18 protein-coding genes and 2 pseudogenes (1 of these 20 running past the window's edge) are annotated in these 19122 nt (G+C 69.0%); 12 read left to right on the forward strand and 8 right to left on the reverse strand.

The genetic code is table 11. The features are described 5' to 3' along the window. A pseudogene (locus tag Q0326_RS01700) lies at positions 1-636 on the forward strand (3-dehydroquinate synthase family protein); it begins 526 nt to the left of the window's first position. Then, complete coding sequence (locus Q0326_RS01705) at positions 636-788, forward strand: DUF2256 domain-containing protein (protein ID WP_298686413.1); 153 nt, start codon at positions 636-638, stop codon at positions 786-788. The pseudogene Q0326_RS01700 and the gene Q0326_RS01705 overlap by 1 nt, the downstream one beginning before the upstream one ends. Positions 789-826: 38 nt before the next feature. Here the strand turns inward: Q0326_RS01705 and Q0326_RS01710 are convergent, their stop codons facing one another. From Q0326_RS01710 to Q0326_RS01725, 4 genes are all read right to left on the reverse strand, one after another. Continuing rightward, positions 827-1177: a DUF423 domain-containing protein gene (locus tag Q0326_RS01710; RefSeq protein ID WP_298686415.1), complete on the reverse strand. Its 351-nt coding sequence runs from the start codon at positions 1175-1177 to the stop codon at positions 827-829. A 124-nt stretch (positions 1178-1301) separates the two neighbouring features. Next, a complete protein-coding gene (locus Q0326_RS01715; RefSeq protein ID WP_298686417.1) occupies positions 1302-3077 on the reverse strand; it encodes a cation:proton antiporter in 1776 nt (591 codons plus the stop codon). Position 3078: 1 nt separating this feature from the next. Continuing rightward, positions 3079-3522, reverse strand: coding sequence for an iron-sulfur cluster assembly scaffold protein (locus Q0326_RS01720; RefSeq protein ID WP_298686419.1), 444 nt, complete (start codon positions 3520-3522; stop codon positions 3079-3081). A 176-nt stretch (positions 3523-3698) separates the two neighbouring features. Then, the gene (locus tag Q0326_RS01725; protein WP_298686448.1) at positions 3699-4235 is read right to left on the reverse strand and encodes a CvpA family protein; all 537 of its coding nucleotides are present in this window, start codon (positions 4233-4235) and stop codon (positions 3699-3701) included. Between the two features lie 265 nt (positions 4236-4500). Between Q0326_RS01725 and Q0326_RS01730 the strand changes: the two genes are divergently transcribed. Continuing rightward, positions 4501-5124, forward strand: a complete 624-nt coding sequence (locus tag Q0326_RS01730) for a hypothetical protein (protein WP_298686421.1) — start codon at positions 4501-4503, stop codon at positions 5122-5124. Between the two features lie 123 nt (positions 5125-5247). Here the strand turns inward: Q0326_RS01730 and radA are convergent, their stop codons facing one another. Then, positions 5248-6621 carry a DNA repair protein RadA gene (gene radA / locus Q0326_RS01735; RefSeq protein ID WP_298686423.1) on the reverse strand — a complete coding sequence of 458 codons (1374 nt, stop codon included), beginning with the start codon at positions 6619-6621 and terminating at the stop codon, positions 5248-5250. Between the two features lie 78 nt (positions 6622-6699). Further along, on the reverse strand, positions 6700-7203 hold the full coding sequence (locus Q0326_RS01740) for a DUF4142 domain-containing protein (protein WP_298686425.1): 504 nt from the start codon (positions 7201-7203) through the stop codon (positions 6700-6702). Positions 7204-7354: 151 nt separating this feature from the next. On the opposite strand from Q0326_RS01740, the gene Q0326_RS01745 reads away from it, so the two are divergent. From Q0326_RS01745 to Q0326_RS01780, 8 genes are all read left to right on the forward strand, one after another. Next, a complete protein-coding gene (locus Q0326_RS01745) occupies positions 7355-9673 on the forward strand; it encodes a patatin-like protein (protein WP_298686427.1) in 2319 nt (772 codons plus the stop codon). Positions 9674-9864: 191 nt separating this feature from the next. Continuing rightward, positions 9865-10185, forward strand: coding sequence for a LapA family protein (locus tag Q0326_RS01750; protein ID WP_298686429.1), 321 nt, complete (start codon positions 9865-9867; stop codon positions 10183-10185). Continuing rightward, the gene (gene pyrF, locus Q0326_RS01755) at positions 10185-10862 is read left to right on the forward strand and encodes an orotidine-5'-phosphate decarboxylase (protein ID WP_298686451.1); all 678 of its coding nucleotides are present in this window, start codon (positions 10185-10187) and stop codon (positions 10860-10862) included. Before Q0326_RS01750 ends, pyrF begins: the two co-directional genes overlap by 1 nt. A gap of 153 nt (positions 10863-11015) precedes the next feature. Further along, a complete protein-coding gene (locus tag Q0326_RS01760; protein ID WP_298686432.1) occupies positions 11016-11648 on the forward strand; it encodes a phosphoribosylanthranilate isomerase in 633 nt (210 codons plus the stop codon). A 106-nt stretch (positions 11649-11754) separates the two neighbouring features. Further along, complete coding sequence (gene trpB / locus Q0326_RS01765) at positions 11755-12987, forward strand: tryptophan synthase subunit beta (protein WP_298686434.1); 1233 nt, start codon at positions 11755-11757, stop codon at positions 12985-12987. A gap of 175 nt (positions 12988-13162) precedes the next feature. Continuing rightward, entirely contained in the window at positions 13163-13975 is an 813-nt protein-coding gene (gene trpA, locus Q0326_RS01770) for a tryptophan synthase subunit alpha (protein ID WP_298686436.1), read from the forward strand. Beyond that, positions 13972-14826 carry an acetyl-CoA carboxylase, carboxyltransferase subunit beta gene (gene accD / locus Q0326_RS01775; RefSeq protein ID WP_298686438.1) on the forward strand — a complete coding sequence of 285 codons (855 nt, stop codon included), beginning with the start codon at positions 13972-13974 and terminating at the stop codon, positions 14824-14826. The genes trpA and accD overlap by 4 nt, the downstream gene beginning before the upstream one ends. A gap of 106 nt (positions 14827-14932) precedes the next feature. Next, on the forward strand, positions 14933-16261 hold the full coding sequence (locus tag Q0326_RS01780; RefSeq protein ID WP_298686440.1) for a folylpolyglutamate synthase/dihydrofolate synthase family protein: 1329 nt from the start codon (positions 14933-14935) through the stop codon (positions 16259-16261). 139 nt (positions 16262-16400) lie between these two features. Here Q0326_RS01780 and Q0326_RS01785 read toward each other — a convergent pair whose 3' ends face one another. After that, a complete protein-coding gene (locus Q0326_RS01785; RefSeq protein ID WP_298686442.1) occupies positions 16401-17747 on the reverse strand; it encodes an MFS transporter in 1347 nt (448 codons plus the stop codon). 112 nt (positions 17748-17859) lie between these two features. Then, positions 17860-18294, reverse strand: coding sequence for a response regulator (locus Q0326_RS01790; RefSeq protein ID WP_298686444.1), 435 nt, complete (start codon positions 18292-18294; stop codon positions 17860-17862). Positions 18295-18415: 121 nt separating this feature from the next. On the opposite strand from Q0326_RS01790, the pseudogene Q0326_RS01795 reads away from it, so the two are divergent. Further along, positions 18416-19122: pseudogene (locus Q0326_RS01795) on the forward strand (hypothetical protein); the annotation flags it as partial.

A 19122-nucleotide genomic window follows, 5' to 3' on the forward strand; every position in this document is an offset into this window, starting at 1 on the left:
GTGCAAAAACTTTCGAAGAACGGCTTTATCCAAGACCCCGACACGCTCGACACGCTGCCGCGACGCGAACTCGCAGCCGGCTATGCCGAGGTCGCCAAATATGGGCTGATCGACGATCCCGCCTTCTTCGCCTGGTGCGAGGGCAACGGCGCCAAGCTGATCGCGGGCGATCCTTCAGTGCGTGCGCCGGCGATCGCGACCAGCGTCGCTTCGAAGGCACGGATCGTCGCCGAGGACGAGCGCGAGACGACGGGGCGTCGCGCGCTGCTCAATCTCGGCCACACGTTCGGCCATGCGCTCGAGGCCGAGACCGGCTTTTCGGACCGGCTGCTCCACGGCGAGGGGGTCGCCTGCGGGATGGCGCTCGCCTTCCGCTTTTCGGCCGCGCAGGGATTGTGCTCGGTCGAGGACGCGACGCGGGTGACGCGTCATCTCGAGGAGGTGGGGTTGCCCGGCACGCTGGCGGCAGCAGGCGTCGACGCGGACGGCGCGACGCTGGTTGCGCACATGCTCCACGACAAGAAGATGGCGGGCGGCCGACTGCCCTTCCTGCTCGCGCGCGGCATCGGCGAGACGTTCGTGGCGAAGGACGTCGATCTCGCCGCGGTCGCGACCTTCCTCGACGGCGAACGCTGATGCCCAACGGCGTCGCCAAGCGCGACCTGCCGAGCAAGGACTGCGCCAGCTGCGGCCGTCCGTTCGCCTGGCGCAAGAAATGGGCGCGCGACTGGGAGAATGTCCGATACTGTTCGGACGCGTGCCGGGCGAAGGGGAAGGCGGAGGGCTGAGCCACCCCATCCTCCCTGCGGAGGAGGATGTGCGGCGCCTACCGTAACGCGCCGACTGCCAGCACCACCCACCCGGCGATCAGCGCCAGCCCTCCCAGCGGCGTGACCGCGCCAAGCCACAGCGGCGCGCCGAGCGCCATCGCGTACAGCGTGCCCGCGAACACCGCGCCGCCGCCAAGGAAGCACCAGCCCGCAACGCCGCCGCGCGGCCGGCCGATCGCGACCAGCGCGGCCAGCGCATGGACGATCTGATAATGTGCGCCCGTCTTGAGCCACTCGGCATGCTGGCCGCTCGCGCCATGCGCGCCGAACGCCCCCGCGGCGACGGCCAGCGCGCCGGAAAGCGCGGCGAAGACGGCTAGGCTGGATCGGGGGACGGTCGTCGTCACAACCCCTCCCCGTCAGTCCCGCCTAGGCGCGACACCAAAGACGCCGCGCCCGACCATCGCGCGCCGCGTCCACAGATTCCGGACCAAGCTCGGGATGGCGACGAGAATGGTATCGGCCGATCCCTCACGTCTCGGCCGCATCGAGGCTGTCGGCGTCATGGCCGGGCCGATACATCAAGCCGATCGCGGCGCGGATGCCGTCGCGGCCCTGGACGTGCAATCGACGGCTGTCCCGCTCGCGATAGTCGCCCTCGATGCGATCGACCTCCTCACCCTCGACGCCGATCGTGTCGAGCACCTGCCGCCCCATGCAGATCGCGCTCTCGAACACCTCGCGCACCATGCCCGCAAGTTCGACGTCCTTGAGCGCGAGCGCATGCCGGCGATCGAACAGCCGGACGAACAGCTTGAGATGCGGGAATGCCTCCTTGACGGCCTCGAGCACGCTCGCCTCGGGTCCATCGCCGTCGATGCAGAAACAGATCAGCTTGGCCTCGTCGGCCCCCGCCTGGCGCAGCAGGTCGATCCGCGTGCCGTCGCCATAATAGACCTTCATTTCCATGGAGTCGCTGATGTCGATGATCTCGGTGTCGAGGTCGACGATGGTCAGCGACAGGCCGTGCGACAGCAGCATCTGCGTGACCGTCTGTCCGAAGCGACCATAGCCGACGACGATCGCGCCCGCCTGCGCCGCCTCCTCGGGGCCAGCCAGACCGCGCAGCTTGGCGCCCGCCTCCTCCCCGCCGAAGCGCCGCGCCAGCGACATCAAAAAAGGCGTCGTCGCCATCGACAGCGTCACCACCGCGGAGAACAGGCTCGCGGCCTGCGGCGCGATCAGCTGCCCCGCCTGTGCCTGGCCGAACAGCACGAAGCCGAATTCGCCGCCCTGACTAAGCAGCAGGCCGAGCGCGATCGCGGAGCGATGCTCCATCTTCGCCAGCCGGCCGATGACATAGAGCACCAGCGTCTTGACCACGATCAGCGCCACCGCCAGGCCGATCACGAACAGCGGCCGCGTCGCAATCGCGCTCAGGTCGAGCAGCATACCGACGGTCAGGAAGAACAGCCCGAGCAGGATCGAGCGGAACGGCTCGACGTCGGCCTCGAGCTCATGGCGATAGGGCGAATCGGCGAGCATCACCCCCGCGACGAAGGCGCCGAGCGCGGTCGAGAGATGCAGCATCTCCATCAGCGCCGAGGCCGCCAATACGGTGAACAGCCCGGCGGCGACGAACATCTCGCGCTCGCCGAGATTGCCGATCAGCCGGAGCGCGGGCGTCAGGACATAGCGCCCTGCGAGCACCAGCGCGACGATAGCGCCGACCGTATAAAGGCCCATCAACCAGCCGGGCGGCGTGCCTGCTGCTGCCGGCGTCCGCGACAGCGCCGCGATCACCGTGATCAGCGGCACGATCGACAGGTCCTGGAACAGCAGGATCGAGAAGGCGCGCTCGCCGAACGCGCTGTGTAGCCGGTTCTGCGAGCGCAGCAGCGGTAGCACCTGCGCGGTTGACGACAGCGCCAGCGGGAGCCCCAGCGCGAGCGCCGCGGCCGCGCTGAACCCGGTGAAGGCGAAGACCACGCCGGTGATCGCGAAGCCGGCAAACAAGACTTGGGCGAGACCGAGCCCGAAAATCTCCTTCCGCAAATCCCACAGCCGGCGTGGGTTGAGCTCGAGCCCGACCAGGAACAGCAGCAGCGTGATGCCGATCTCGGCGATCCCCATCTTGCCTTCGGCGTCGCCGACCAGATCGAGCATCTGCGGCCCGACCAGCACGCCGGCGAGCAGATAGCCGAGCACGGCACCCAGGCCGAAGCGACGGAAGAGCAGCACGGCAGGAACCGCCGCCCCGAGCATGATCACTCCGTCGCGGAGCAGATTGTCGGTCGGCGTGGCCATGTCAGGCAGCCGCCTCTCGACGCCGGCCGGCATCGCGCGCCGCATCGGCCACCGCCTCGAAGGCGAGACGGATCGAGGGATGGCGAGCGCTGTAGGCCCGCGCCGGCAGGAAGATGTCGAGACCCGGCCAGTCGCCGGGATCGTCGCGTTCGCCGCTCAGATAGGCGGTCAGTGCGTCGCGGGCGGTGTCGAGTTCGTCAGCGCTCCGCCCGATCGCATGCGCGCCCATCAGCGCGGCCGACGCCTGGCCGAGCGCGCAGGCACGGACCTCCTGGCCGAGTGCCGCGACCCGCCCCTCGGCGTCGAGCGCGACGTCGACGGTGACGCGGCTCCCGCAGATCGGCGAGCGCTTCTCCGCGGTCGCCTGCGCGGCGGGCAGGCGCACGTCGTGCGGGATCGACGCGGCGAGCCGCAGGATAGTCGAATTGTAGAGCGCGGCGGACATCGGCGATAGATAGGCTGGGATGCCCAGCGCGTCGAGGGCGGCGGCGCGCCTCTTTGATACCGTCATTCTCGCGCAGGCGGGACTCCATAGACGCGGCGCTTGACCTTTGGGCGCCGCGTCCGTGAATTCCGGATCAAGTCCGGAATGACGAAGACAAAAACGGGGAAACAGCCGCCCTAAGGTGTCGAGGTCGTCAGGTTCTCCGCATCCGCGGGGTGTTCCGCACGACGTTTCGCAACGAAATCGTCGATCGCCTGGCGGCTCGCCTGAAGCAGCGAAATGCTCCGCGCCTCGCGCACCCAATCGGGGCGCGGCGTGCGACCGCCATAGCCGAGGTCGAAGACGAGATTGCCCAGCATGAACAGCAACGTCACCCCGATCAGCCCTTTAACCGCGCCGAAGCCGAGCCCCAATGTGCGGTCGATCGGGCCAAGGATCGAGGTCCGCGTCCGCCGCCCGATCCGCTCCGCGACCATCCGCCCGGTGAAGAAGACGATCGCGAAGACCAGCGCGAAGGCGAGCAGCGAGGCGCCCGCCTTGGTGTGCAGCCAGGTGCCGATGATCAGCGTGGCAGGCGCATAGAAAAGTTTGAGCGCGATCAGCGCTGCGACCCAGGCGAACAGCGACAGCACCTCGGTGACGAAACCACGCATCACCCCGAGCAGCGCGCCGCCGCCGACGAACAGGATGACGAGGATGTCGAGCAGGGTCAGCGAATGCATGGCTGCGCCGAGGTAGGGACTGTCCCGCGTCGGGTCAACGAAACGGTCGACCGCAAGACCGACCGGCACCGTTCGCCGTTTCGGGCTCAATCCATATTGCGCGGCCCCGACGAATTAACGATAAATCTCGCTGCACCCGCGCCAGTCGCGCCGCGCAGGACCGAAGATCCCGGCGGGATGACCTACCGATGCAGGAACAAGCGCGATGGATAGCCGTTAGACGGGCCACATCCAGAAACTATAGGAGTGGTCGTTCATGCCCCGTTTATCTTTGCTCTCGGGTGGCGTCGCCGCCTCTGCTCTTTTGATGATGGGCGCGGTTCCGGCGATCGCCGGCAAGGCGGAGCGTGCGCGTTCGGCGATCGACCAGGCGAAGGCCAAGGTCGATGCCGCCGACAAGGTCGGCGCGAGCATGAACACGCCAGGCCTCACCGCCCGTGCCGACGCCGCGCTGGCGCGTGCGCAGGAAGATCTTAAGAGCGGCCACAAGGAAGACGCGTTCGACGCCGCTACACAGGCCTCAGAGCTTGCGGACACGGCTATTGGCCAGGCGCAGAAGTCGCATGCCGAGCAGCTCCACGCCGCGCAGAACAACGCCGCGCAGACCGGCGCCGCCGCCCAGGCCGCGGTCGACTCGGCCAATCAGCGCGCCGACGCCGCGACGCAGGCGGCCAATGATGCGAGCCAGCGTGCCGATGCCGCTTCGCAAGCGGCATCGGCCGCCGCCGAGCAGGCTGCCGCCGCGCGCGCGACGCCGGCCCCGACCACCACGACGGTGACGACGCACACGACGGCGCACAAGGCGCGCGTGGTCCGCGTACCAGCCGGGTCGACAACCAACACGACCGTGACGACGACCCCGGCGACAACGCCGCAATAAGCGTTACGAACCGCAGCGCTACGCGTCACCCCGGTCTTGAGCCGAGGTGACGCGGGCTTGCGGTAGCCGGGTGCAAACGGCGCGGATCCCGGGTCAAGTCCGGGGTTCGCGCCGTCAGGCGACCTATCCCCGCCCAAGCACGTGATCGACCAGCCGGCCGAGCGTCCGGAAGCGGCTTGGCGTGATCGATGCCGATTCGATCACCCCCGCACTCGGGACCAGCGCACGCTCGAAGCCGAGCTTGGCGCTTTCCTTCATCCGGATCGCGGCATGCGCCACCGGTCGCAATTCGCCCGACAGCGCGACCTCGCCGAATGCGACCGCATTGGCGGGCACAGGCCGTTCGGCGAGCGCCGACACCAGCGCCGCGGCGACCGCGAGATCGGCGGCGGGATCGGTGATGCGATAGCCGCCCGCGACGTTGAGATAGACCTCGGCCGACGAAAAGCTCAGCCCGCAACGTGCCTCGAGCACGGCAAGGATCATCGCCAGCCGCCCCGAATCCCAACCGACCACCGCACGCCTGGGCGTCGCCCCCGACGCCAGCCGAACCGTCAACGCCTGGATCTCGACGAGCAGTGGCCGCGTGCCCTCCAGCGCCGGAAAGACCACCGCCCCCGCGACGCCCTCGTCGCGCTGGGTCAGGAACAGCGACGAGGGATTGGCGACTTCGCCCAGCCCCTTCTCCTCCATCGCGAACACGCCGATCTCGTCGGTGCCGCCGAAGCGATTCTTGATCGCGCGCAGGATGCGATATTGGTGGCTGCGCTCGCCCTCGAAACTGAGCACGGTGTCGACCATATGCTCGAGCACGCGCGGGCCCGCGATCGCCCCGTCCTTGGTGACGTGGCCGACGAGGATCAACGCGCAGCCGGTCTCCTTGGCGTAGCGGATCAACTCCTGCGCCGAGGCGCGGACCTGGCTCACCGTCCCAGGCGCGCCCTCGATCGCATCCGAATGCATCGTCTGGATCGAATCGATCACCAGCAGCGCCGGCGGCCGCCCGGCATCGAGGGTCGCTAGGATGTCGCGCACCGAGGTGGCGGCCCCTAGCTTGACCGGCGCGTTGCCCAGCCCCAGCCGGCGCGCGCGCAACCGCACCTGATCGGCCGCCTCCTCGCCAGAGATATAGGCGACGGGCAGCCCTGCGGTCGCGAGCATCGCCGCGGTCTGGATGAGGAGGGTCGATTTGCCGATGCCGGGATCGCCCGCGATCAGCGTCGCCGAGCCGGGCACCAGCCCGCCACCCAGCGTACGGTCGAGTTCCGCAATGCCGGTGGCGACGCGCGGCGGCAGCACCACGTCGGCATCAAGCCCGACCAGTTCGAGTGTCCGCCCGCCGCGGCGAAGATCATGCTTGGCCGCAAAGGGCGTGGCGAGGACGGGCGTCTCCTCGACCAACGTATTCCATTCCGCACAGTCGGCGCACTGGCCCTGCCAGCGCGACGACACCCCGCCGCACGCTTGGCAGACAAACCGCTTGGTCACTTTGGCCATGATGCTCCCGCCTCGAACGAAGCGGGAACATAGCGGACGCCGCGCCTGCCGACAATGCGGGGCGCGGCGTCCCGATGCTTACATCGCCATCGGCATCTTGTTGAGCATGTCGAGATGCATCTGCACCACCGGCGTGATCTGCGTCGCGGCAGCCTTAAGATGCATCGCGCTGCCGGCCGACGAATAGGTCTGCATCAGCATCAGCGCGTCCTGGTGCGCGGGCTTCTGCTGCGAGACATAGAGCGCGTCGCGCGCGGTGCCCTTGGCGGCGGTGAGCTGCGCCAGATTGCTCTGCTGCATCGAGTCGAGCATCGGCGGCTTGGGCGTCAGGCCATCCTTCATCGCGGCCGTCTTGACCATGTTGGTGCTCTTGGTGTGGTCGCTGATCATCTTGGTTGCGAAGCTGCGGATATCCGCATTCTTCGAATTCATCATCAGCTTGGCTTCGCTGATCTCGAACTTGTCGCTCGCGCCGGCCTTCATCACGAACTCGGCCGGGGTCGGCGCGGGCATCTGCGCGATTGCGGGAAGCGCGACCGTGGTCGCAAGCGCAAGGGCGCCGAACAGCGTGAATTTGGTCATGGCATTCTCTCCTGTTGAGTGAGCCGCCAACGCGCCGCTGTCGCGATCGCTCCGCGGCAAGCCGTTGTTATTTATCGCTGGTTCGTGATGGCGATGATGGCCCGAGCGTGTGCTCTTGCCCCCGCTTCTCCGCCATGCCACCAGCTCCCCGATGCGCGAGAAGGAATTGAGGCTGGCGCTGGTCTGCTACGGCGGGATCAGCCTCGCTGTGTACATGCACGGCATCACCAAGGAGATTTGGCACCTTGCCCGCGCCAGCCGCGCGTTTGCGGCGGGCGAAGCGGCGGGCTCGGCGAGCGAGGCGGTCTATCGCAGGCTGCTCGAGACGATCGGCGAGCAGGCCGATCTCGAGCTGCGCGTGCTCGTCGACATCGTCGCGGGCGCCAGCGCAGGCGGGCTCAACGGCATCTTCCTCGCGCAGGCGATCGCGCGCGGCCAGTCGCTCGATCCGCTGACCGCGCTGTGGCTCGACAAGGCCGATGTCGAGGAACTGGTCGATCCGGCGGCGCGACCCGGCTCGAAGCTCACCAAGATGTGGGCGATCCCCATCGCCTGGGCGGCGGCGGGCCGAGAAGTCGGGCTCGAAGAGACCGTCGAGCCGAGCGCGCGCGCGGAAGTGAAGGCCAAGCTCGGCGCGTTCGTGCGCGGGCGCTGGTTCGAGCCGCCCTTCGGCGGTGCGGGCTTCTGCCACTTGATCCTCGACGCGCTCGACGCGATGGCGGCGATCCCCGCCGGCCCGCCTTTGCTGCCCGAGGGACAACCGCTCGACCTGTTCGTCACGGTCACCGATTTCGACGGTCATCCCGAGCGGCTGCGGCTCAACTCGCCCGCCGAGGTGGTCGAGACCGAGCATCGCCTCACCCTCGCCTTCACCGATCGCGGGCGCTGCGAGGACGGCCAAGACCGCATATTGGCAGACCCCGCCGAGCTCGCCTTCGCGGCGCGCGCGACCGCGAGCTTTCCGGGCGCCTTCCCGCCCTTCTCGGTCGGCGAGCTCGATGCCGTGCTTGCCGACCGCGCGCGCGACTGGCCGACCCGCGACGCCTTCCTGGCCCGCGCCCTACCCCGCCAGGCAGCCGCCGGCGCGGCCGAGCGCACCGTGCTGATTGACGGATCGGTGCTCGCCAACGCGCCCTTCCGGCCCGCGGTCGAGGCGCTGCGCAATCGCCCGGCCCGGCGCGAGATCGACCGGCGCTTCGTCTATATCGACCCGCATCCCGGCCGGAAGAGCGTGCGATTGGGTGGCGGGCGCGACGCGGCGCTGCCCGGCTTCTTCCAGACGATCTTCGGCGCGATGTCCGACATTCCGCGCGAACAGCCGATCCGCGACAATCTTGAGGCGATCGAGGCGCGCTCGGCGCGGATCAGCCGGATGCGCGCGATCACCGACGCCATCCGCCCCGAGGTCGAGGCGGCGATCACCGACGCGCTGGGCTCGACCTTCTTCCTGACCTCCCCCAATGCCGCCCGTCTGCTCGGCTGGCGCGGCAAGGCGCATGAGCGGGCGACCAAGGGCGCGGGCTATGCCTACGCCTCCTATGGTCATCTCAAGCTCGCGACGATCGCCGAGGAACTGGCGACGCTGCTCCACGCCATCGCGGGGCCGGGCAAGCGGCCGCCGCTCGACGCCTATCGCCGCGCCATCTCCGATTATATTGACGCGCAGGGTCTGCGCGAGCCGCATGCGCTCAGCGCCTCGGGGGCATCGGATGCCGCCGTGCTGTTCTTCCGTCGCCACGACCTGCGGTTCCGGGTGCGCCGACTGCGCTTCCTCGGCCGCCGCATCGAGGAGATGGAGCAGACCGGCGAGGTCGCGCGCGACGCCGCGCAGACGATGCGCGACGGGCTGTTCGAGGCGCTCGCGCCCTATCTCGCGCGCCAGGCCGACGCTTTCTACGACGCGCCGACCTGTGCCGCCGCGCGCATGGCGCCCGACGCGGTCGCCCCCGCCCTCGATGCGGTCGCACGGCTGCGCGATCTCGCGGCGCTCGATGCGCTCGCCGACGCGCGGCTCGCCGCCGCCTTTACCGCGCTACCCAAGGCCGAACGGCGACAGATGCTGCTCGCCTACCTCGGCTTCCCCTTTTACGATATCGCGATGCTGCCGCTGTTGCAGGGCGAGGGCGTCGACGAGTTCGATCCGGTCAAGGTCGACCGCATCGCCCCCGAGGATGCGCGCGCGATCCGCGGCGGCGGCGCCGACGCGACGCTCAAGGGCATACAATTTAACAGTTTCGGCGCCTTCTTCAGCCGCGCCTACCGCGAGAACGACTATCTGTGGGGCCGCCTCCACGGCGCCGACCGCCTGATCGACATCGTCGCCTCGACGCTGCCCGCGGGGAGCAGCCTGCAAGCAGGAGCGATCGCCGGACTCAAGCGCGACCTATTTCGCGCGATCCTCGCGGAGGAACGCGGGCGGCTAACGCGGATACCGGAATTGTTCGAGACGCTGGCGCGCGAGATCGGATGAACGTCAGCCGCCTTTCCTTCTTCGTCGTCCCGGACTTGGTTCGGGATCCATAACCGTCGCGCTTGACCATTGAGCTCGGAATATATGGATTCCCGCTTTCGCCGGAATGACGGTCGGGACCATCTCGTTACGGTACTGTTCCCCATCACGAACGCTGGCATCCTGGGCGACATCCCCCTAAGCTCACACCCATGCAGTTCCTGAAGACGCTTTTCTGGGTGATGCTCGCGATCATCGCGGTGGTCTTTGCGATGAACAATTGGCAGCCGGTGACGGTGATGCTGTGGGGTGGGCTGCGGCTCGAGGCCAAGCTGCCCGTGCTGGTGTTCGGCGCGTTCCTGCTCGGCTTCCTGCCGACCTTCGCCTGGCACCGTGCCGCGCGCTGGCGGCTCAAGCGGCGGCTCGACAGCCAGGAGCGCGCGCTCGCCGACATTCGCGGGCTGAACGAAAGCGTCGTTCCCGCGCCCGTCTCGCCCGATCCCCTCCTCATGGAGCCCCCGGCCCAATCATGATGTTTCGCTCGCCCATCTTCGTCGCACTCGACACCCCCGACATCGATCGCGCCAAGGCGATCGCGCAGAAAGTCCGCCACCATGTCGGCGGGCTCAAGCTCGGACTTGAATTCTTCGCCGCCAACGGCCGGCCCGGCGTGCGCGAGATGGCGGCGCTCGGCCTGCCGATCTTCCTCGACCTCAAGCTCCACGACATCCCCAACACGGTGGGCAGTGCGATGCAGGCGCTGGCCGGGCTCGAGCCGGCGATCGTGACCGTCCATGCCGCAGGCGGCCGCGCGATGATGGAGGACGCCAAGGCGGCGGCCTCGCCGAATACCAAGGTTGTCGCGGTAACGATGCTGACCTCGCTCGACGGCGAAGACCTCGCCTCGATCGGCGTCGGCGGCGACGTCGCCGGCCAAGTCGAGCGGCTGACCGGCCTCGCGCGCGATGCCGGGCTGGACGGCGTGGTCTGCTCCGGCGCGGAAGTGGCCGCGGCACGGAAGATCTGGCCGCACGGCTTCTTCGTCGTGCCCGGCGTACGCCCCGCCGACGGCGCGATCGGCGACCAGAAGCGGGTGGTGACTCCGCGCCAGGCGCTCGACCGTGGCGCCTCGGTGCTGGTCATCGGCCGACCGATCACCCGCGCGGAAGATCCCGATATCGCGGCCAGAGCGATCGAGGCGACGCTGTAGGCTACAGCGGCGCCCCGCCCGACCGCCCCCCTGGGCTGGATCCAGGATTCCGCTTCATCCTCAATATCCAAAGAATCGAATTCCCGGACCAAGTCTCGGTCGACGCAGAAAAGACGATGGGCGCGAGCGCCCCGCGACCCTATATCGCGTGCCATGCCGACCACCGCCAAGATCTGCGGGCTTTCGACGCCCGATACCGTCGCTGCCGCCGTCACGGGGGGGGCAAGCCACGTCGGCTTCGTGTTCTTCGCCAAGAGCCCTCGCGACGTCGTGCCCGAGCGCGCCGGCTCGCTGGCGACCCCCGATAGCGTCGGGCGCATCGGCGTGTTCGTCGATCCCGATGACGCGCTGCTCGCGCACGCGATCGCCAGCGCGCGGCTGACGGGCGTCCAGCTCCACGGGGACGAATCGCCCGAGCGCGCCGCCGCGATTGGCGCGCGCTACGGCGTCGAAATATGGAAAGCGGTGCCGGTTCGCACACGCGCCGATCTCGATGCCGCGCGGGGCTTTCGCGGCGCGGTGCAGCGCATCCTCTACGACGCCAAGACGCCCAAGGGCACGCTGCCAGGCGGGATGGGGCTGCGCTTCGACTGGCGGCTGCTCGAAGGCTTCGTCCATCCGCTGCCCTGGGCGCTGTCGGGCGGGCTCGAGGCGAGCAACGTCGCCGACGCGACAGCGATCACGCATGCGCCGATCGTCGACGTCTCGTCGGGCGTCGAGCGTGCGCCGGGGATCAAGGACGTCGGCAAAATCGCCGCCTTCCTGGGCACGATCGGCAATTTGTGAAACCCGTTCGTCCCGAGCGCAGTCGAGGGACATGGCGCAGGCGTCGCGCGACGATGTCTCGACTTCGCTCGACACGAACGGATACGGTGCTAAACGCCACCACGTCATGACATTAGCCAACAGTCTCCGCTCCCAGCCCGATGCGCAGGGTCATTTCGGCGAATTCGGCGGGCGCTACGTCGCCGAGACGCTGATGCCGCTGGTGCTCGCGCTCGACGCCGAATATCGCGCCGCCAAGCAGGATCCGGCCTTCGCCGCCGAGCTTGCCGGGCTGATGACGCATTATGTCGGTCGTCCCAGCCCGCTCTACTACGCCGAGCGCCTCACCGAGACGCTGCGCGCCACCGCGCCCGCGGGCATGGGCCCGAAGATCTATTTCAAGCGCGAGGAGCTCAACCACACCGGCGCGCACAAGATCAACAATTGCATCGGTCAGATCCTGCTCGCGATCCGGATGGGCAAGACGCGGATCATCGCCGAGACCGGCGCGGGCCAGCACGGCGTCGCCACCGCGACGGTCGCGGCGCGCTTCGGCCTGCCCTGCACGATCTTCATGGGCGCCAAGGATGTCGAGCGCCAGCAGCCCAACGTGTTCCGGATGAAGCTGCTCGGCGCCGAGGTGACCCCGGTGACGTCGGGCGCGCAGACGCTCAAGGATGCGATGAACGAGGCGCTGCGCGACTGGGTCGCCAACGTCCACGACACCTTCTACATCATCGGCACCGCGGCCGGCCCGCACCCCTATCCCGAGCTGGTGCGCGATTTCCAGTCGGTGATCGGCACCGAAGCCAAGGCGCAGATTCTCGAGGCGGAAGGGCGTCTGCCCGACCTGCTGGTCGCGTCGGTCGGCGGCGGATCGAACGCGATCGGGCTGTTCCATCCCTTTCTCGACGACGAGGGCGTCGAGATGCTCGGCATCGAGGCAGCGGGCAAGGGCATGCACACCGCCGAACATGCCGCGAGCCTGAGCGGCGGGCGCCCCGGCGTGCTGCACGGCAACCGCACCTATCTCTTACAAGATGAGGACGGCCAGATCAGCGAAGCGCATTCGATCTCGGCGGGGCTCGACTATCCCGGCATCGGGCCCGAGCACAGCTGGCTCCACGAGATCGGCCGCGTCCGCTACGAGGGCGTCACCGACATGGAAGCGCTGGACGCGTTCCAGCTCTGCTGCCGCACCGAGGGTATCATCCCCGCGCTCGAATGCGCGCACGCGATCGCGGGGCTGGCGCACCGCGTCCATGAATATCGCGCGGACCAGATCGTAATCCTCAACCTGTCGGGGCGTGGGGACAAGGATATCTTCACCGTCGCGGATGCGCTGGGGGCGAAGATATGAGCGGGCGTATTTGGGAAGAAGCGGGCCTCCCCACCCCGTTCGGCCTGAGCGCAGTCGAAGGCCACGCGCCGAGGGTGGCTGCCCTTGGACTTCGCTCAGGGCGAACGGGTGCTGTAGGTGAAGCCTGTCCCTCGACTTCGCTCGGGACGAACGGAATTTGGGGACTGATCTCGGCATGACCCGCCTCGCCACCACCTTCGCGCGGACCGCCTCTGAAAACCGTGCCGCGCTGGTCGCCTTCGTCACCGCGGGCGATCCGTCGCCGGCGCATACCCCCGCGATCCTCGACGCGATCGTCGCGGGCGGCGCGGACGTGATCGAGCTCGGCATGCCCTTCACCGATCCGATGGCCGACGGCCCCGCGATCCAGGCAGCCAATCTGCGCGCGCTCGCCGCGGGCCTGCGCACGGCCGACGTGCTCGCGATCGCCACCGGATTCCGGCAGCGCCACCCCGATGTACCGCTGGTGCTGATGGGCTATGCCAATCCGATGCTGTCGCGCGGCCCGGAATGGTTTGCCCAGGCGGCCGCCAAGGCCGGCGTCGACGGCGTGATCTGCGTCGACATCCCGGCCGAGGAGGATGCCGCGCTCGGCCCCGCGCTGCGCGCCGCCGGGATCGATCCGGTGCGGCTGGCGACGCCAACCACCGATACTGCCCGGCTGCCCGCGGTGCTGGCCGGTGCCTCGGGCTTTCTCTATTATGTCTCGGTTGCCGGGATCACCGGCATGCAGCAGGCAGCGACCGGCTCGATCGAAGAGGCCGTGGCGCGGCTCAAGGCCGGCACCGATCTACCCGTGGCGGTCGGCTTCGGCGTGCGGACGCCCGAACAGGCCGCGGCGGTCGCGCGCGTTGCGGATGGTGTCGTCGTCGGATCGGCGATCGTTGATGCGCTGGCGAAGGCCGGCGGCGATCCCGAGGCAGGCCGGGCGCTGGTCGCGGGCCTCGCAGCGGCGGTGCGCGAAGCCCGGATGGGAGTGGCAGCATGAGCTGGATCGACAAGGTCCGCAATTCGATCCCGTTCATCGTCAAGCGGGAGACGCCGGAAAATCTCTGGTATAAATGCCCGCAATGCGGCGCGATGACCTTCCTCAAGGAGTTTGAAGAGAATCAGAGCGTCTGCCCAAAATGCCAATTCCATGCGCGGATCGGCGCCGACAAGCGCTTCGACCTGCTCTTCGATAGCGGCGTCCACACCCCCCTTCCCGCGCCCAGTGTGCGCGAGGACCCGCTCCGCTTTCGCGACACCAAACGCTATGTCGACCGGCTCAAGACCGCACGCACCACCACCGGCGAGACCGACGCGCTGCTCAACGCCAAGGGCGAGATCGAAGGCCGCAAGGCGGTCGTCGGCGTGCAGGATTTCGCGTTCATGGGCGGATCGATGGGGCTCGCGGTCGGCGCCGCGTTCGTTGCCGGCGTCGAGGCCGCGATCGCGGAGAAGGCGCCCTATATCATCTTCACAGCGGCCGGCGGCGCACGGATGCAGGAGGGCATATTGAGCCTCATGCAGATGCCCAAGACCACCGTCGCGATCCAGATGCTCCACGAGGCCGGGCTGCCCTATATCGTCGTGATGACCGATCCGACGACGGGGGGAGTCACCGCCAGCTATGCGATGCTCGGCGACGTCCAGCTCGCCGAGCCGGGTGCGCTGATCGGTTTCGCAGGCCAGCGCGTGATCGAGCAGACGATCCGCGAGAAGCTGCCCGAGGGCTTCCAGCGCTCCGAATATCTGCTCGATCACGGCATGCTCGATATGGTCACGCACCGTCACCAGCTGCGCGAAACGCTGGCCAAACTGATCGCCTATCTGACACCGGAAGCGATCCCGGCGTGACCCCGCCCCTCCTGTTCCCCGGCGAAGGCCGGGGCCCAGGGACGCAGACGCTGCGCGCGTGGCTCTGGACCCCGGCTTTCGCCGGGGAACGATAAGAACCGATACCGTGCCCGACGGTGCGCGATCGGACGATGCCGCCGTCCAGGCCCAACTCGACCGCCTGTCGCTGCTTGGCACGGGCGGCGACATCCTCGGGCTCGAGCGCGTGCAGGCGCTGCTCGATCGGCTCGGAAACCCCGAACGCCGTCTGCCGCCCGTCTTTCACGTCGCGGGCACCAATGGCAAGGGCTCGACCTGCGCCTTCCTGCGTGCCGCGATCGAGGCGGCGGGGCACAAGGTCCATGTCTTCACCAGCCCGCATCTGGTCCGTTTCAACGAACGCATTCGGCTCGCCGGGCGGCTGATCGACGACGCCGCGCTCGGCGCCTATCTGGGGCGCGTGATCGACGTCGCTGCGGGAAGCGGCGCGAGCTTCTTCGAGGTGACCACCGCCGCCGCCTTCCTCGCCTTCGCCGAGGTGCCGGCGGACGCCTGCGTGATCGAGGTCGGGCTTGGCGGACGCCTCGATGCCACCAACGTGATTACCGCCCCGGCTGTCACCGGCATCGCGCAGCTCGGGCTCGACCATCAGGCGTTCCTCGGCGACAAGCTTGAACTCATCGCGGTCGAAAAGGCCGGCATCGCCAAGCCTGGCGTCCCGCTGATAACGCAGCGCTACCCGCCCCGGATCGCCGACGAGATCGCAACCGTGGCGGCACGCACGGGGGCCGAACTCTATCCGCGCGGCGCGTCGTGGGATGCCGCACCCTATCGCAACCTGCTCCATTATCGCGATCTCGACGGGCGGATCGACGTGCCGATGCCGCGGCTGGCGGGCGCGCACCAGGCGGTCAACGCCGCGCTCGCCATCGCGATGCTCCGCCACCAGCAGGCATTGAGCGTACCGACCGCGGCGATCCGGGCGGCGATGGGCTGGGCGGACTGGCCCGCGCGGATGCAGCCGCTCGCACCCGGCCCCCTGCGCGACCTGCTTCCGCGCGACGCCGAACTGTGGCTCGACGGCGGCCACAATCCGGCAGCAGCACGCGCCGTCGCCGACCATCTCCGCGCCGCGGTGCCTGCGGGCAAGCCGCTGCATCTCGTCATGGGACTGCTCGCCAACAAGGACGCCTCTGGCGTGCTACGCGCCTTCGCTGGACGCCATGCGACGCTGCATGCAGTTCCGGTACCTGGGCACGACCATCATACGCCTGGCAGTCTTGCCGCGCAGGCCAAGCGAGCGGGGCTGACCGCACTGCCCGCGACCGACGTTGCCGACGCGCTAAGCTGGATCGGCCGTCACGGCGACCGCAGCGCGCCGCCCTTCGTGCTGGTGCTGGGCTCGCTGTATCTCGCGGGCGAGGTGCTCAAGGCGAACCGGCAGCTCCCGGATTAAGCCCATCGCCAATTCTTCGCGACTCCGGAGGGAAGACGGGGTCCCGCTGCGCTGAGCGCCGAAAGAAGCGGAACCCCGGCGCCGAGGCCTGCGCGACGGATTTGGGCAGGGCGTTCGACCGATCCAGATGACCGGCCGGCTACAGCGCCGCGGGGGTCACCGTTCCGTCGGGCTCCTCTACCCCCGCGCTGCCGATCGAGCGATCCACCAGCCCGCTGCGTGCCATCCACCAGAAGATCGCGACCCCGGGCAGCGTGAGCAGCGCGGTCAGGATGTAAAAATTCACATAGCCGAGCGCCTCGATCATCGCGCCCGCGCTCTTGCCGGTGACGAACCGCCCGACGATGCTCGCCGCCGCCGAGATCAGCGAATATTGCGCGGCCGTGAACCGTAGGTCGCACAGCGCCGAGAAATAGGCGACCAGCGTGACGCCAGCGATCCCGCTGGTGATGTTCTCGAACCCCATCGCGGCGGCCAGTCCCCAATTGGTGTGGCCATAGACCGCGAGCGCGGCGAAACCGAGATTGGGCAGCGTCATCCCCCACAAGCTCCACATCACCGAGCGCTTGAGCCCGAGCTTGGCGTAGAGCCAGCCGCCGATGAAGATTCCGATCAGGAACGCCCAGAAGCCGAAGCCGACATCGTAGATCGCAATCTCGACGTTGGAATAATGCTGGTCGGCAAACAGCAACCGGACGGTGAGCTGCGACAGCGTGTCGCCGACCTTGTGGACGAGGATGAAGGCGAGCACGAGCCACGCGCCCTCGCGCCGCGCGAAGTCGGCGAGCGGCCCTGCGATCGAGGCCCACAGTTCGGCCGCGCCCTTGCGCCGCGACGGATCGCGATGACGCTCGGGCTCGCCGACGATCAGCCCGGTCAGCATCGCCGGCAGCGCGAGCAACGCGCACACGGCATAGCCCGCCTGCCAGCCATAGCCGGCGGCGACCAGCAGCGCGAGCGAACCTGCGACGGTGGCACCAATCCGCCAGCCATATTGGCTCATCCCCGATCCCGGGCCGAGTTGTTCGGGGGTGAGCAGCTCGATCCGGTAGGCGTCGATGACGATGTCGAAGGTCGCGCCTGCGACGCCGAGCAGAACAGCCGCCCACGCCGTCGCGGCAAGGCTCGCTTTGGGGTCGACGAAGGCGAGGTTGAGCACCGCGGCGATCACCAGCAGTCCCGCAAGCACCAGCCACGTCACCCGCCGCCCGAGCTTCGCCGAGAGCGGCAGCGGGACGCCATCGACCACCCACGCCCACAGCCATTTGAAATTGTAGACCAGGAAGGCGAGGCTGAACGCGGTCACCGACTTCTTGTCGATGCCGTCCTGCGCCAGCCGCGTGGTCAGCGTCGCGCCGATCATCGCATAGGGAAAGCCCGACGAGACGCCGAGGAAGAAGGCGGCGAGCGGCGCCTGCTCGCTATAGGGGCGGACGCTGGCGGGCAGGCGCGCGCGCCAGCCGGGGGAAGGAAAGGTGTCGATCATCGCCGCGCACCTTAACGGGGCGAGGCGATGGGGGAAGCGGTTTCGCGCGGTCGTGACGCCGCGTACCGCTTCCCCCTTTCCCGTTGCTTAGGCGGCGGGGTGCGCGGCGTGCCTACCCGCCGTACAGCGTCAGCCCGCGCGGCACGCGGCTCGGTTTTCCGCCCGCGCGCACCACCGCTACCGCGGCGATCGCGGCGAGCAGGTCCCGCGGCGAATGCGGTTTGGCGAGACAGCCATGCGCGAGCGACTGCGCCTCGACCGGGCATTGGCCGCTGACGAACAGCACCGCGAGCCCCGCCTCGCGCGCCGCGCGGGCTATGTCGATGCCGCTGCCCTCGCCGCGCAGGTTGACGTCGGCGGTGACCAGGTCGATCCCGCCCGCCGCGATCAGCCGCAGCGCCTCGGCAGCATTGTCGACGGTCGCCACCACCTCATAGCCCGCCTCGGAGAGCAGATGCTCGGTATCGAACGCGATCAGCGGCTCGTCCTCGACCACGAGGATACGCCGCGTCTCGTTCACCTTGTCCTGTTTTCCGCGTCCGAACATGCGCGCGCATCCTCCATCGCCGATGGAACGCGGAACGCGACTCGCGGCTTGACCCACAATCGTCTAGGGCAGAAAGCGGTTCCGCACCCGCAGTATCGGGCGATATTTTCGGAGAGATGAAGTGAGCGCCCCCCGCCGTCCCGGCGACGATCGCCGTGCCGGCCGCCGCCCCGGCAAGACCGATGGCCGCACCGATACCGCCAGCCGTGGCGCCCGCCCGCATGCCGGCAAGGACGAGCCAGCGCCCAAGGCGATGAGCCCGGGCCGCAAAATCCGCGCCGAGGGTTGGGCCAAGGCGAAGCCGCCGCGCGACAAGCCCGGTCGCGCCAGCAAGGCTAAGTTCGGATCCAGCAAATTCGCCGACCGCCCGACGCCGATGCGCGAGGACGGCCCGCGTCGGATCGACGAGGACCGTCCGTCGTCGGCCCGGACGGCTGCGGCGCCGCGTCCGGCCCGCTTCGGCAAGCCGACCGCGGTCCGGCCCGACACCGGCGGACGCTCGGATCGCGGCCCCCGCGATCCCGATCGGCCGACGCGCGGCGTTGGTGCCGCGAACCGCAACCGCGGCGCCGACGACGCGCCAAGGGGCGAAGGCGCGCGTGGCAATGCCCCACGGGGCGATGCGCCGCGCTATGGCGAGAAGCCGTCCGGCGACCGCCCGAAGCGCTCATTCGGCGACAATGCGCGAAACCGTGCCGCCGCGACCCCGCGCCCGCTGCGCGACGACGGCGACACGCGCCGCCCCGCGCGACCGTCCGGTCCCCGGTCCGATGACCGGGTCGAGAGCCGCACCGAGGCGCCGCGCGTGGATCGCGCGCCGCATGGCAC

Source organism: uncultured Sphingomonas sp., from assembly GCF_937859915.1.
Lineage (GTDB): Bacteria > Pseudomonadota > Alphaproteobacteria > Sphingomonadales > Sphingomonadaceae > Solisphingomonas.

Coding starts and splice junctions, on each gene's coding strand:
- Q0326_RS01730 (WP_298686421.1), top strand. CDS start 4,501: ATGCCCCGTTTATCTTTGCTCTCGGGTGGCGTCGCCGCCTCTGCTCTT.
- radA (WP_298686423.1), bottom strand. CDS start 6,621: ATGGCCAAAGTGACCAAGCGGTTTGTCTGCCAAGCGTGCGGCGGGGTG.
- Q0326_RS01715 (WP_298686417.1), bottom strand. CDS start 3,077: ATGGCCACGCCGACCGACAATCTGCTCCGCGACGGAGTGATCATGCTC.
- Q0326_RS01720 (WP_298686419.1), bottom strand. CDS start 3,522: ATGTCCGCCGCGCTCTACAATTCGACTATCCTGCGGCTCGCCGCGTCG.
- Q0326_RS01740 (WP_298686425.1), bottom strand. CDS start 7,203: ATGACCAAATTCACGCTGTTCGGCGCCCTTGCGCTTGCGACCACGGTC.
- Q0326_RS01785 (WP_298686442.1), bottom strand. CDS start 17,747: ATGATCGACACCTTTCCTTCCCCCGGCTGGCGCGCGCGCCTGCCCGCC.
- Q0326_RS01745 (WP_298686427.1), top strand. CDS start 7,355: ATGCGCGAGAAGGAATTGAGGCTGGCGCTGGTCTGCTACGGCGGGATC.
- accD (WP_298686438.1), top strand. CDS start 13,972: ATGAGCTGGATCGACAAGGTCCGCAATTCGATCCCGTTCATCGTCAAG.
- Q0326_RS01705 (WP_298686413.1), top strand. CDS start 636: ATGCCCAACGGCGTCGCCAAGCGCGACCTGCCGAGCAAGGACTGCGCC.
- Q0326_RS01760 (WP_298686432.1), top strand. CDS start 11,016: ATGCCGACCACCGCCAAGATCTGCGGGCTTTCGACGCCCGATACCGTC.
- trpA (WP_298686436.1), top strand. CDS start 13,163: ATGACCCGCCTCGCCACCACCTTCGCGCGGACCGCCTCTGAAAACCGT.
- Q0326_RS01790 (WP_298686444.1), bottom strand. CDS start 18,294: ATGTTCGGACGCGGAAAACAGGACAAGGTGAACGAGACGCGGCGTATC.
- Q0326_RS01750 (WP_298686429.1), top strand. CDS start 9,865: ATGCAGTTCCTGAAGACGCTTTTCTGGGTGATGCTCGCGATCATCGCG.
- pyrF (WP_298686451.1), top strand. CDS start 10,185: ATGTTTCGCTCGCCCATCTTCGTCGCACTCGACACCCCCGACATCGAT.
- trpB (WP_298686434.1), top strand. CDS start 11,755: ATGACATTAGCCAACAGTCTCCGCTCCCAGCCCGATGCGCAGGGTCAT.